Source organism: Scandinavium sp. M-37, assembly GCF_043558715.1.
GTDB lineage: Bacteria > Pseudomonadota > Gammaproteobacteria > Enterobacterales > Enterobacteriaceae > Scandinavium > Scandinavium vulneris_A.
This window is the reverse complement of the sequence record NZ_JBIGIN010000005.1, coordinates 151,308-164,684: the sequence shown is the minus strand read 5'-3', so window position 1 is coordinate 164,684 and position 13,377 is coordinate 151,308. Positions and strand designations below refer to the sequence as shown.

Genomic DNA, 13,377 nt, shown 5'->3' with positions numbered 1-13,377 from the left:
CGATTAGCAGCTATCCCGCAAACACAGTTTTGCGGCGATGGCGGTGTTTTCTTCCCACTCATCATCATTCAGACGCGCCAGCAGGGCGCGGCCTGCTTCAATCCCAATCTGGCGATGCGGCACCGAAATCGTGGTCAGCGGTGGCTGGCACACCCGGCTCACATCGCTGTCACCAAAGCCCACTACCGCCAAATCCTCCGGCACTTTAATCCGCCGACGCTGGCATTCATACAGCGCACCACACGCCATTTCATCCGACACGCACACCAGCGCATCCAGTTCCGGCCAGGCCAGTAAAAACTCGGGTAGCTGCGCCGCACCGGTGGAAAAGGTAGGCGGTTCTGCGGCGTTAATCACCCGGTTGGGCGACATATGGTGGCGCAGCATCGCTTTGTACCAGCCCTGCAAATGCTGTTGAAAAATCCATTGTTCCTGGTTGGCGCACAGCAGGCCGATATTCTGATAGCCGCGCTGAATGAGCATTTGCGTCAGTTCAAACATCGCCGCGACGTTATCAATCCCGATGTTCATATCCAGCGGGTCGGTGCGCTTGGCCCCGATTTCCATCACCGGAATGGCGCTGTTTTCCAGCCACTGCCGGGCGGTGTCGCTATGCTCCACGCTGAGCAGAATGGCGGCGGCGATGTTGGACGCCAGCAGCGTCTCCAGCAGTTTCTCTTCCTGATCGAGATGATGGCGTGATTCCGCCAGCATGATTTGATAGCCCGCAGGCTGCAACACCTGCTGCAACCCGGCAAACATTTCTGAACAACCGGCTTCCGCCAGGCTCGGCACCACCATGCCGATGGTCCACGATGACGCTGAAGCCAGCGCGCTCGCCGCCATATTGGGCATATAGCCCAGGGTCTGAACCGCCGCTTCAATCTTTTCCCGGAGTTTATCGGAGACCTGCTCCGGCGTACGTAACGCCCGGGAAACGGTCATCGTTCCCACGCCAGCCAGCTGCGCCACATCGGCCAGGGTGACTTTGCCGGTGCTACGACGTTTTCGGGTCAGAGACATGCTTCTTCCTGATTGAAATCTCGTTTTGAAAGTGCATGCAGTATACGCCGGAAATCCCTCCTTTTGCTGAGTTATTACAGGATGTTCACATTTTGATAGCGCTATCACAAATCTTTCACCTGCTTTTTTGGTAGCGCTATCTTTGTGATTATCATCACAGTCAGTGCTCTGGACCTTGCATAAAGTTTGTCCACTACCCCATTGCTGGAGAACACCATGCTGAGTCAATGGATCCACGAGGAAACCATCCTGTTGCAGGAGCAGGTCGACACCTGGTCACAGGCATTGGAAATCTGCGCTCAGCCGCTGCTGGAGGCGCACACTATCGGGCCGGAATACGTGACGGCGATTATTGAAAGTCATCACAAACTGGGCCCGTATTACGTGCTGGCTCCCGGGCTTGCGATGCCCCATGCCAGACCGGAAGAGGGGGCCAGAGGGTTAGGGCTTTCATTACTGAAGCTGCAACATGGCGTCAGTTTTGGCTCGCAAGAGCACGATCCGGTTGATCTGATTATTATGTTGGCGGCTCCGGATAAACACAGTCACATTGAAATGATCTCGTCGCTGGCAGCGTTATTTTCCAGTGATGAAGAGATGCTGTTGCTACACCAGGCGAAAACCCGAGAGGAGATAAAAAATATAATTTCCCGTTTCTGATTTTTTCGTTTTACCCCTGACCTCCGACATTTTACCTACGGGTAAAGTGCGGGCTGACTTTACCAAAAAATGGTGACAATAATGAAAATTATGGCGATTTGCGGATCCGGTCTCGGCAGCAGTTTTATGGTCGAGATGAATATTAAAAAAGTCCTCAAGAAGCTCAATATTGATGCGGAGGTTGAGCACTCGGACCTGTCATCAGCCACGCCGGGTGCGGCTGACCTGTTTGTCATGGCAAAGGATATTGCCCTGAGCGCCAGCGTGCCGGACCATCAGCTGGTGGTCATTAATAATATTATCGACATCAATGAACTGGAAAATAAGCTCAGCGCTTATTTCGCCAGCCGTTAATCATGACTCCACTTTGAGTGAGGGGCAGATATGTTTATCCTCGAAACGCTTAACTTTGTGGTAGATATTTTAAAAGTCCCTTCAGTGCTGGTGGGGTTAATTGCACTGATTGGACTGGTCGCACAAAAGAAATCATTTTCAGATGTCGTTAAAGGCACGGTAAAAACCATTCTGGGCTTTATTGTGCTGGGCGGTGGCGCGGGTGTACTGGTCGGCTCGTTGAATCCGTTAGGCGGGATGTTTGAACACGCGTTCAGCATTCAGGGCATCATCCCAAATAACGAAGCGATAGTCTCTATTGCACTCGAGAAATACGGGGCCGCTACGGCGCTGATCATGGCCTTTGGCATGGTGGCGAATATCATTGTGGCTCGATTTACACGGCTGAAATACATCTTCCTGACCGGGCATCACACCTTTTACATGGCATGCATGATTGGGGTGATCCTCACCGTGGCGGGCTTTGAAGGCATCGGTCTGGTCTTTACCGGGTCGCTGATCCTCGGGCTTATCATGGCCTTTTTCCCGGCGATTGCGCAGCGCTACATGAAACGCATCACCGGGAACGATGATATTGCCTTCGGTCACTTCGGCACCCTCGGCTATGTGCTGTCCGGCTGGATCGGCAGCAAGGTCGGGAAGGGGTCTCGCTCGACCGAAGAGATGAACCTGCCGAAAAATCTCAGCTTCCTGCGCGACAGTTCAATCTCGATTTCACTCACCATGATGATCATCTATCTGATCATGGCGGTGTGCGCGGGGCGGGAGTATGTCGAAGCGACGTTCAGCGGCGGCCAAAACTATCTGGTGTACGCCATCATTATGGCGATTACCTTCGCGGCGGGGGTGTTCATCATCCTGCAGGGCGTGCGCCTGATTCTGGCCGAAATTGTCCCGGCGTTTACCGGCTTCTCGGAAAAACTGGTGCCTAATGCACGTCCGGCCCTCGACTGCCCGGTGGTGTATCCCTACGCCCCGAATGCCGTGCTGATAGGCTTCCTGTTCAGCTTCCTCGGCGGACTGGTGGGCCTGTTCCTGTGTGGCCAGTTCAAATGGGTGCTTATCCTGCCTGGCGTGGTGCCGCACTTCTTCACCGGAGCCACTGCGGGCGTGTTCGGTAACGCCACCGGTGGACGCCGCGGGGCGATGATGGGGGCCTTCGCGAACGGTCTGCTGATTACCTTCCTGCCCGTTTTACTGCTCCCGGTGCTTGGCGCTCTGGGCTTTGCTAATACCACCTTCTCGGATGCCGATTTCGGCGCGGTAGGCATCGTGTTGGGTAATCTGGCGCGCTTCCTCTCGCCGATGGCCATTACCGGACTGGTCGTGGTGATTTTTGCGCTGCTGGTGCTGTTCAACTATCTGGCCAAGGGGAAAGTGGCCGGTAACGATTCACCGCAAAATACAGGAGCCAAATGATGACAACAGTTGCAGAGATAACCCGACTGGCACGCGACATCCGCGTTGCGACCCTCAGATCACTGACTGACCTCGGCTTTGGTCACTACGGTGGCAGCATGTCGGTAGTGGAAACCCTGGCGGTGCTGTACGGCGATGTCATGCGGATTGACCCAGGTGACCCGGACTGGCAAGGGCGCGACTACTTTGTGCTGTCCAAAGGGCATGCGGGCCCGGCGTTGTACAGCACCCTGGCGATTAAAGGCTACTTCCCGCAGGAAGAGCTCAGCACCCTGAATCAGAACGGCACTAAGCTGCCGAGCCACCCGGACAGGCTAAAAACGCGCGGCGTTGATGCCACCACCGGATCACTGGGGCAGGGAATTTCTATCGCGGGGGGCATGGCGCTCTCGCACAAGCTGGCCGGACGCAGCAATCGGGTGTTCTGCATCGTCGGCGATGGCGAGTTGAACGAGGGGCAATGTTGGGAGGCGTTCCAGTTTATCGCGCACCACAAACTGAATAACCTGACGGTGTTTGTCGACTGGAACAAACAGCAGCTCGACGGCGAGTTGGATGAAATCATCTGTGCGTTCGATTTACCGGCGAAATTCAGCGCCTTTGGTTTTGATGTGGTGACGGTGAAAGGGGACGATATTCCCGGTTTGCTGGCAGCGGTGAAGCCTGTACCTGCGGCGGATGCCCGCCCCCGGCTGGTAATTCTCGACAGCATCAAAGGGCAGGGCGTGCCCTACCTCGAACAACTGGGGAACTCGCATCACCTGCGCCTTACGGATGATGTGAAGCACATTCTCAACGATACGATTGCCCAACTGGAGGCCGCACATGATTAAGGTCGCACCTGCCGGAGAAAAAGACGCCATCGAGATGCGTAAAGTCTATGCCGGTTTTGTGGCAGAGCAGATTGACGCTGGCAGCGAAATCATTGCCCTTGAAGCCGATCTGATGAGTTCCATGGCGATGGATGGCGTGCAGAAAAAATACCCGCAGCAGGTGATCAACTGCGGGATCATGGAGGCGAATGTGATTGGCACCGCCGCCGGGCTATCGCTCACCGGACGTAAACCCTTTGTGCATACGTTTACCGCATTCGCCAGCCGTCGCTGCTTCGACCAGCTGTTTATGTCGCTCGATTATCAGCGCAATAACGTCAAAGTTATTGCCTCGGATGCGGGCGTCACCGCCTGTCACAACGGCGGGACGCACATGTCATTCGAGGATATGGGCATCGTGCGCGGGCTGGCGAATTCGGTGGTGATGGAAGTGACCGATGCCACCATGTTTAAGGCCATCCTTAACCAGCTGATCGATCTTGAGGGTTTTTACTGGGTGCGTACCATTCGTAAACAGGCGCCGACGGTGTATCAGCCGGGCTCCACTTTTACCATAGGTAAAGGCAACGTGCTGCGCGAAGGTGACGACATTACGCTTATCGCCAACGGGATCATGGTGACGGAAGCGCTGGAAGCGGCGCGTCGGCTGGAAAGAGAAGGCGTTAGCGCGGCGGTGATCGACATGTTTACCCTGAAACCGATCGACCGGATGCTGGTGAAGAACTACGCCGAGAAAACCGGGCGTATCGTCACCTGCGAAAACCACAGCATTCATAACGGGTTGGGTTCAGCGGTGGCAGAAGTGCTGGTTGAAACCTGCCCGGTGCCGATGCGTCGTGTGGGGGTCAAGGAGCGTTACGGCCAGGTCGGCACCCAGGACTTCCTGCAACAGGAGTATGGCCTGACGGCGGATGAGATAGTCAAAGCGGCGAAAGAACTGCTGTAATGATTGTTAGCCATAAAAAAAGGCAGCCATTTGGCTGCCTCTTGCATTTCAGTGAACCCGCGAGGATTAATCCTGCTGAGAAGACTGGATCGCGGTCAGAGCGATGGTGTAGACGATATCGTCTACCAGCGCGCCACGAGACAGGTCGTTCACTGGTTTGCGCATACCTTGCAGCATTGGCCCGATGGAGATCAGGTCTGCTGAACGCTGTACCGCTTTGTAGGTGGTGTTACCGGTGTTCAGGTCAGGGAAGATGAACACGGTAGCGCGACCTGCAACCGGAGAGTTCGGCGCTTTAGATTTCGCAACGTCAGCCATTACGGCGGCGTCATACTGCAGCGGGCCATCGATAACCAGGTCCGGACGTTTTTCCTGCGCGATACGGGTGGCTTCACGCACTTTCTCAACGTCACTACCCTGGCCGGAGGTGCCGGTAGAGTAGGAGAGCATCGCCACGCGTGGGTCGATACCGAATGCAGCCGCAGAATCTGCAGACTGGATAGCGATTTCGGCCAGCTGTTCAGCGGTTGGATCCGGGTTGATCGCACAGTCACCGTAAACGTAAACCTGTTCTGGCAGCAGCATGAAGAACACAGAAGAAACCAGCGAGCTGTTCGGTGCAGTTTTGATCAGCTGCAGCGGTGGACGGATGGTATTAGCAGTGGTATGAACCGCGCCAGAAACCAGACCGTCAACTTCGTCCTGCTCGAGCATCATGGTGCCGAGTACAACGTTGTCTTCCAGCTGTTCGCGAGCGACGGCTTCGGTCATGCCCTTGCTCTTACGCAGTTCGACCAGGCGAGCCACGTAGCTTTCACGTACCACATCAGGATCGACGATTTCGATGCCAGCGCCCAGTTCAACACCCTGGTCTGCAGCAACGCGGTTAATGGCTTCCGGATTACCCAGCAGCACACAGGTTGCGATGCCGCGCTCAGCACAGATGGCAGCCGCTTTCACGGTACGCGGCTCGTCGCCTTCTGGCAGAACCACGCGTTTGCCTGCTTTACGCGCCAGCTCGGTCAGCTGGTAGCGGAAGGCTGGCGGAGAGAGACGACGGCTGCGCTCGGAGGTCGCGGTCAGGGATTCGATCCAGTTAGCATCGATGTGGCTGGCCACATATTCCTGCACTTTTTCGATACGCGCGTGGTCATCAGCCGGCACTTCAAGGTTGAAGCTTTGCAGGCTGAGGGAGGTCTGCCAGGTGTTGGTGTTTACCATGAATACCGGCAGGCCAGTCGCAAACGCACGTTCGCACAGCTTGCTCACGCGTGCATCCATTTCGTAAGCACCGGTCAGCAGAATAGCGCCAATCTCAACGCCGTTCATCGCTGCCAGACACGCGGCAACCAGCACGTCAGGGCGGTCAGCAGAGGTCACCAGCAGGGAACCTGCACGGAAGTGTTCCAGCATGTGCGGAATGCTACGCGCACAGAAGGTCACAGACTTCACGCGACGGGTGTTGATGTCACCTTCGTTAACGATGGTGGCATTCAGGTGACGCGCCATGTCGATGGCACGGGTCGCAATCAGGTCGAAGCTCCATGGCACCGCGCCGAGCATTGGCAGCGGGCTGGAGGCCGCGAGTTCTGCCGGATCGATTTTCACGACTTTCGCACGGGAAGAGTCATCGAAAATTTCAGACAGGTCAGGACGAGTACGGCCCTGCTCATCAACCGGTGCGTTCAGTTTGTTAACGATAACGCCGGTGATGTTGGTGTTTTTCGCGCCGCCGAAGCTGCTGCGGGTCAGTTCGATGCGTTCTTTCAGCTGTTCCTGAGTGTCGGTGCCCTGAGACATTACGAACACGATTTCCGCATTCAGGGTCTTGGCAATCTCGTAGTTCAGGGAGGTCGCGAACTGATGCTTACGGGTTGGGACCAGGCCTTCAACCAGCACCACTTCAGCATCCTGAGCGTTAGCGTGGTAGTTGGCGATGATCTCTTCCATCAGCACGTCTTTCTGGTTGCTGGACAGCAGAGACTCAACGTGGCTCATCTTCAGCGGTTCAGCCGCTGGCAGATTGGAGTTAGCACGGACGATAGTCGTGGTCTGGTCTGGCGCATCGCCACCAGCACGCGGCTGCGCGATTGGCTTAAAGACGCTCAGACGAACGCCTTTGCGTTCCATAGCACGGATAACGCCAAGGCTGACGCTGGTCAGGCCGACGCTGGTTCCGGTAGGGATCAGCATAATTGTACGGGACACGGTTTATCCTCTTTCGTTACCGCCAGGGGTTGGCGGGTGACAAAACAGCACCGCCAGCTAGGCTGGCGGTGTGGAATCAGGCAGTCAGACGAGCTGCGTCTTGTGCGATAACCAATTCTTCATTGGTCGGGATGACCAGGGCAGGGCGGGTGCCTTCTTTGTTGATGAAGCCAGACTTGCCGAAGCGGGCAGCCAGGTTGCGCTCATGATCAACGTCGAAGCCCAGAACGCCCAGTTTACCCAGGGACAGTTCGCGAACCATTGCGGCGTTTTCGCCGATACCACCGGTGAACACGACTGCGTCCAGACGACCATCCATCAGCGCGGTATAAGAACCGATGTATTTCGCCAGACGGTGGCAGTAAACGTCCATTGCACGTTTAGCGTCAGCTTTGGTTTCGTAGTTGTCTTCGACATAACGGCAGTCGCTGGTGACTTCGGTCAGGCCCAGCAGGCCAGACTCTTTGGTCAGCATTTTGTTGATAGCATCAACGCTCATGCCCAGGGTGTCGTGCAGATGGAAGATGATAGCCGGATCGATGTCACCAGAACGGGTGCCCATTACCAGGCCTTCCAGCGGGGTCAGACCCATGGAGGTATCAACACATTCACCGTTACGAATAGCAGAAACGGAACCACCGTTGCCCAGATGGCAAGTGATGATGTTCAGTTCTTCAACCGGTTTGTTCAGAACTTTAGCGGCTTCCTGAGTCACGAAGAAGTGGCTGGTGCCGTGTGCGCCGTAGCGACGAACGCCGTGTTCTTTGTACAGGCTGTACGGCAGAGCATACAGGTATGATTCTTCTGGCATGGTCTGATGGAACGCGGTGTCGAAGACAGCGACGTTTTTGTCCTTCAGATTCGGGAAGGATTTCAGCGCTTCCGCGATGCCAATCAGGTGCGCAGGGTTGTGCAGCGGTGCAAAAGAGGCTGCATCTTTGATACCCTGAATAACGGAATCGTCGATAACCACGGAGCCAGTGTACTTCTCGCCGCCGTGAACAACACGGTGACCGATGGCAGTCAGCTGGGCTGACAGTTCTGGTTTTTGTGCCAGAATAGTGTTAACGATAAAGTTAAGCGATTCACTGTGAGCGGCGCCTGCACCTAAAGCCGCTTCTTGTTTGCCGCCATCCATTTTCCACTTGAGACGTGCTTCTGGGAGATGGAAACATTCGGCTAAACCAGAGAGGTATTCTTCACCGTTTACCGCATCAATAACGGCGAATTTCAGTGAGGAGCTACCGCAGTTCAGAACCAGTACTAACTTACTCGACATGGAAGTACCTATTAATCTTATGTGGCTAAAAAAACGTCAGTGAGTCAAAGAGCGTAGCGCATGATGACGCTGACATTTATGATTAACATCATGCCTGATACATTTTCTGGCATGACGAAGAATAATCGGGTGTTTCAGGATTCAGTTTTGCACAATTTTCATCCAATGGAAGAATGTGCAATAATTTGACGAATCGCGAGAACGGGTCTACGCCCATCTCAGGCCGCACAGGATACCTGAATGCCGCCTTTATTGCCAAAATGTTTTGAACGTTGTCATGCATAGTTGTTGTTTTGCACGAAATTTTGATTTTTTATCTGTGAAGTTGAGGTAACGCCATGTCGACACCCGAGAACCGCCCGGTTAACTTTTTGAGTTTGTTTGGCCGTGGGCAGCATTACGCTAAGACGTGGCCGTTAGAAAAGCGACTTGCTCCCGTGTTTGTTGAGAACCGCGTGATCCGCGCCACGCGCTATGCCATTCGCATTATGCCCCCGCTGGCGGTGTTTACGCTGTGCTGGCAAATCGCCCTTGGCGGCCAGCTTGGCCCCGCCGTTGCGACCGCGCTGTTTGCGCTGAGTCTGCCGATGCAGGGCATGTGGTGGCTCGGCAAGCGTTCGGTGACGCCATTACCGCCGACCATTCTGAGTTGGTTCTATGAAGTGCGCGGCAAATTGCAGGAGTCCGGCCAGGCGCTGGCCCCGGTGGAGGGTAAACCGGATTACCAGGCATTAGCTGACACGCTTAAGCGCGCCTTCAAACAACTGGATAAAACTTTCCTTGATGATTTGTAATTAACCATCAAAAACGCATATAAAAGAGGGCATACAGTTTGTAAGCCCTCTTTTTTTCTTGCCGTAAGTGCAACAGGAGTCGAAAAATGGAAATGACCAACGCGCAACGTCTGATTTTGTCGAATCAGTACAAAATGATGACCATGATGGATCCCGACAACGCAGAGCGCTATCGCCGCCTGCAAACCATCATCGAGCGTGGCTATGGCCTGCAAATGCGCGAGCTGGACCGCGAATTCGGCCAACTGACCGAAGAAACCTGCCGCACTATCATCGATATCATGGAGATGTACCACGCTCTGCACGTGTCCTGGACCAATCAGAAAGACGCCAACACCATTGATGAACGCCGCGTCACCTTCCTCGGTTTCGACGCTGCAACGGAAGCCCGTTATCTTGGCTACGTACGCTTTATGGTCAACACCGAAGGCCGTTATACCCATTTTGATGCGGGTACCCACGGCTTCAACGCGCAGACCCCAATGTGGGAAAAATACCAGCGTATGCTGGGCGCATGGCACGCATGCCCGCGTCAGTATCATCTGAGCAGCAACGAAATTAATCAGATTATCAACGCCTGATGGAGGCCGCCGTGCAGTGCAAAGGCTTTTTGTTTGACCTCGATGGGACGCTGGTAGATTCGCTGCCAGTGGTGGAGCGTTCCTGGTGTCGCTGGGCCGATCGCCATGACCTGAGCCATAACGAGGTGCTGAATTTCATTCATGGTAAACAGGCGATCACCTCGCTGCGTCACTTCCTCGCGAATAAAACCGAGGCAGAGATCCAGGCTGAATTTGCCTGGCTTGAGCAGGTTGAGGCGCAGGATCTGGAAGGAATAACCGCCTTGCCAGGTGCAGTCGCGCTGCTTAATCATCTGGATGAGTCTGGGATCCCGTGGGCTATAGTGACCTCGGGGACGGTGCCTATCGCCCATGCCCGCCATCGTGCGGCGGGTTTGCCGGAAGCAAAAGTGTTTGTGACCGCCGAGCAGGTCAAACGCGGCAAGCCGGAGCCGGATGCGTATCTGCTCGGGGCTAAGCTTTTAGGGTTTGCCCCTGCGGAATGTGCGGTGGTTGAAGATGCCGCTGCTGGCATGTTGTCGGGTCTGGCGGCGGGCTGTCATGTCATCGCCGTTAACGTTCCTGCCGATGCACCGCGCCTTAACGAGGCGGATTACGTGCTCACCACTCTGGAAGCACTGGACGTCACCCGGCAGCCTGATGGAAATGTCGCCGTGCGCCTGAAAGACTAAATGCATGATATAGCCTCGCTTCGGCGGGGCTTTTTTATGCCAGACTACTCACTCTCTCTTCTGACAAGGACATGTTATGAACGGTGAACTGATTTGGGTACTGTGCCTGCTGGCGGTGGCAGTGCTGCTGTTTGCCACGGGCAAAGTGCGCATGGATGCCGTCGCCTTGCTGGTTATTGTCGCCTTCGTGCTTAGCGGCACGCTCTCCTTAAGCGAAGCCTTTTCCGGCTTTAGCGATCCGAACGTTATCCTCATCGCCGCCCTCTTTATCATCGGCGACGGGTTGGTGCGCACCGGGGTCGCCACCAGCATGGGCTCGTGGCTGGTCAAAGTGGCGGGTAACAGCGAAATCAAAATGCTGGTATTCCTGATGCTGACGGTAGCAGGGCTCGGGGCATTCATGAGTTCGACCGGCGTGGTCGCGATCTTCATTCCGGTGGTGCTGAGCGTGTGTATGCGGATGAACACCTCGCCGTCGCGACTGATGATGCCGTTGAGCTTTGCAGGGCTTATCAGCGGCATGATGACCCTGGTCGCCACCCCGCCGAATCTGGTTATCAACAGCGAACTGCTGCGCGAAGGGCTCGACGGATTCAGCTTTTTCAGCGTGACGCCGATTGGTCTGGTGGTGCTGGTGCTGGGGATCGGCTACATGCTGCTGATGCGCTTTATGCTGCCGGGCAATGAAGACGCGCTCAAAACGGATAAGCGTCGCACCTTCCGCGATCTTAGTAAAGAATACCGTCTGAACGGCCGGGCGCGCCGTCTGGCAATTCGCCCGGGTTCACCGTTGATTGGCCAGCGTCTGGACGATCTCAAGCTGCGCGAGAAGTACGGTGCTAACGTGATAGGCGTGGAGCGCTGGCGGCGTTTTCGTCGGGTGATCGTCAACGTGAACGGCGTGTCGGAATTCCATGCGCGTGACGTTCTGTTGATTGATATGTCTTCCGCAGACGTTGATCTGCGCCAGTTCTGTAGTGAGCAGTTGCTAGAGCCGATGGTGCTGCGCGGAGAGTATTTCTCCGATCAGGCGCTGGATGTGGGGATGGCCGAGGTATCGCTTATCCCTGATTCGGAACTGGTGGGTAAAACGGTGCGTGAAATGGAGTTTCGCAGCCGTTTTGGCCTGAACGTGGTGGGGATGAAACGCGACGGTAAAGCGGTAGAGGGTTCAGTGGTGGATGTCGCTATCGAGCTCGGTGACATCCTGCTGGTGGTCGGCAACTGGAAGCAGATAGCGCTACTTTCCCAGCGCGGGCGTGATGTCGTGGTGCACAACATGCCGATTGAAGTTAACGACGCTTCCCCGGCTCACAGTCAGGCACCCCATGCAATATTTTGCCTGGTGCTGATGGTGGCGCTGATGCTGACCGATGAAATTCCCAACCCGATTGCCGCCATTATTGCCTGTTTGCTGATGGGCAAATTCCGCTGTATCAATGCCGAAAGTGCTTATAAAGCGATTCACTGGCCGAGCATTATTCTCATCGTTGGGATGATGCCGTTTGCGCACGCTTTGCAAAAAACCGGCGGTGTCGATCTGGTGGTGAAAGGGCTGATGGAAGTCGGCGGTGGGCAGGGACCTTACCTGATGCTGGTTTGTCTGTTCGTGATGTGCGCCACGATTGGCCTGTTTATTTCCAACACCGCCACTGCGGTACTGATGGCGCCGATTGCGCTGGCAGCGGCAAAATCAATGGGGGTGTCGCCGTATCCGTTCGCGATGATGGTCGCCATGGCCGCTTCGGCTGCGTTTATGACCCCGGTGTCTTCCCCAGTGAACACCCTGGTGCTTGGGCCTGGAAAATACACCTTCAGCGATTTCGTGAAGATTGGTGTGCCGTTTACCGTGCTGGTGATGGCGGTATGCGTGGTGCTGATCCCGGTGCTGTTCCCGTTTTAATTTGATTTCCCGGCGATGCTAGCGCGGCAGTTTGTAGGTCCTGCAAGCGACGCCCCGCCGGGCAGTTTAAATGTTAAAGCGGCGAGTCCTGGCTTATCTCATCCAGTGACAGCTGGAAACTCGGCACAAACACCTGCATGAAATAATCCATCTCCGGGCTGCGACGTGATTCGAGGGTTTTTTCCAGACGTCCCTTGGCCAGCAGAAACTCATTATTCCCCGCCGAGAGCTCTTCCAGACATTTCAGATATGCGCACAGTGCATCGGCTTGTTTGACCAGCAACCTCTCTTCTTCGCTGGACTGATGCTCATCGATCAGCGGGGCAAAGATATCGCGCAGTTCATCCGGCACCATATCGACCAGCTTCTGCTGGGCAATTTTTTCGATAGCTTTATATTCCTGGGCAATCTGCGAATTGAAATATTTCACCGGTGTCGGCAGGTCGCCGGTCAGCACTTCGGAAGCGTCGTGATACATCGCCAGCAGGGCAATACGCTCCGCGTTCACGTTGCCGTTGAACTTGCGGTTTTTAATCGCTGCCAGGGCGTGAGCGACCATGGCTACCTGCAAACTGTGTTCGGAGACGTTCTCGGTGCGCACGTTGCGCATCAGCGGCCAGCGGTTGATTAACTTCAGACGGGAAAGATGGGCAAAGAAATGGCTCTGGCTCATGGGGTTCCTTGGTGCGTAACAGCAGGTCATCCA

At 55.3% G+C, this 13,377-nt stretch carries 13 protein-coding genes; 9 read left to right on the top strand and 4 right to left on the bottom strand.

The window, feature by feature from the left end; all coding sequences use genetic code 11:
• Nucleotides 1-3 precede the first annotated feature (3 nt).
• On the bottom strand, nucleotides 4-1,023 hold the full coding sequence (locus ACG0Z5_RS06200) for a LacI family DNA-binding transcriptional regulator (protein ID WP_394446116.1): 1,020 nt from the start codon (nucleotides 1,021-1,023) through the stop codon (nucleotides 4-6).
• 216 nt (nucleotides 1,024-1,239) lie between these two features.
• On the opposite strand from ACG0Z5_RS06200, the gene ACG0Z5_RS06195 reads away from it, so the two are divergent.
• The 5 genes from ACG0Z5_RS06195 to ACG0Z5_RS06175 all read left to right on the top strand — a co-directional run bounded on the left by ACG0Z5_RS06195 (nucleotide 1,240) and on the right by ACG0Z5_RS06175 (nucleotide 5,235).
• On the top strand, nucleotides 1,240-1,683 hold the full coding sequence (locus ACG0Z5_RS06195; RefSeq protein WP_394446115.1) for a PTS sugar transporter subunit IIA: 444 nt from the start codon (nucleotides 1,240-1,242) through the stop codon (nucleotides 1,681-1,683).
• Between the two features lie 81 nt (nucleotides 1,684-1,764).
• A complete protein-coding gene (locus ACG0Z5_RS06190) occupies nucleotides 1,765-2,037 on the top strand; it encodes a PTS sugar transporter subunit IIB (protein WP_319628829.1) in 273 nt (90 codons plus the stop codon).
• 30 nt (nucleotides 2,038-2,067) lie between these two features.
• Nucleotides 2,068-3,456 (top strand): PTS ascorbate transporter subunit IIC, encoded by a 1,389-nt coding sequence (locus ACG0Z5_RS06185; RefSeq protein WP_394446114.1) that lies wholly within the window; start codon nucleotides 2,068-2,070, stop codon nucleotides 3,454-3,456.
• Complete coding sequence (locus tag ACG0Z5_RS06180; protein WP_394446153.1) at nucleotides 3,456-4,289, top strand: transketolase; 834 nt, start codon at nucleotides 3,456-3,458, stop codon at nucleotides 4,287-4,289. Before ACG0Z5_RS06185 ends, ACG0Z5_RS06180 begins: the two co-directional genes overlap by 1 nt.
• Nucleotides 4,282-5,235, top strand: a complete 954-nt coding sequence (locus ACG0Z5_RS06175) for a transketolase family protein (protein WP_394446112.1) — start codon at nucleotides 4,282-4,284, stop codon at nucleotides 5,233-5,235. The genes ACG0Z5_RS06180 and ACG0Z5_RS06175 overlap by 8 nt, the downstream gene beginning before the upstream one ends.
• A gap of 66 nt (nucleotides 5,236-5,301) precedes the next feature.
• Here ACG0Z5_RS06175 and pta read toward each other — a convergent pair whose 3' ends face one another.
• Nucleotides 5,302-7,443, bottom strand: a complete 2,142-nt coding sequence (gene pta, locus ACG0Z5_RS06170) for a phosphate acetyltransferase (RefSeq protein WP_394446111.1) — start codon at nucleotides 7,441-7,443, stop codon at nucleotides 5,302-5,304.
• A 76-nt stretch (nucleotides 7,444-7,519) separates the two neighbouring features.
• Nucleotides 7,520-8,722, bottom strand: a complete 1,203-nt coding sequence (gene ackA / locus ACG0Z5_RS06165; RefSeq protein WP_394446109.1) for an acetate kinase — start codon at nucleotides 8,720-8,722, stop codon at nucleotides 7,520-7,522.
• A gap of 338 nt (nucleotides 8,723-9,060) precedes the next feature.
• On the opposite strand from ackA, the gene yfbV reads away from it, so the two are divergent.
• The 4 genes from yfbV to ACG0Z5_RS06145 all read left to right on the top strand — a co-directional run bounded on the left by yfbV (nucleotide 9,061) and on the right by ACG0Z5_RS06145 (nucleotide 12,671).
• Nucleotides 9,061-9,516 (top strand): terminus macrodomain insulation protein YfbV, encoded by a 456-nt coding sequence (gene yfbV, locus ACG0Z5_RS06160; protein ID WP_394446108.1) that lies wholly within the window; start codon nucleotides 9,061-9,063, stop codon nucleotides 9,514-9,516.
• Nucleotides 9,517-9,602: 86 nt separating this feature from the next.
• Nucleotides 9,603-10,097, top strand: a complete 495-nt coding sequence (locus ACG0Z5_RS06155; RefSeq protein WP_319628835.1) for a YfbU family protein — start codon at nucleotides 9,603-9,605, stop codon at nucleotides 10,095-10,097.
• A gap of 11 nt (nucleotides 10,098-10,108) precedes the next feature.
• Entirely contained in the window at nucleotides 10,109-10,768 is a 660-nt protein-coding gene (locus ACG0Z5_RS06150) for a sugar phosphatase (protein ID WP_394446107.1), read from the top strand.
• Nucleotides 10,769-10,844: 76 nt separating this feature from the next.
• The gene (locus ACG0Z5_RS06145) at nucleotides 10,845-12,671 is read left to right on the top strand and encodes an SLC13 family permease (RefSeq protein ID WP_394446106.1); all 1,827 of its coding nucleotides are present in this window, start codon (nucleotides 10,845-10,847) and stop codon (nucleotides 12,669-12,671) included.
• A 73-nt stretch (nucleotides 12,672-12,744) separates the two neighbouring features.
• Here the strand turns inward: ACG0Z5_RS06145 and yfbR are convergent, their stop codons facing one another.
• Nucleotides 12,745-13,344, bottom strand: a complete 600-nt coding sequence (yfbR, locus tag ACG0Z5_RS06140; RefSeq protein ID WP_394446105.1) for a 5'-deoxynucleotidase — start codon at nucleotides 13,342-13,344, stop codon at nucleotides 12,745-12,747.
• Nucleotides 13,345-13,377 lie beyond the last annotated feature (33 nt).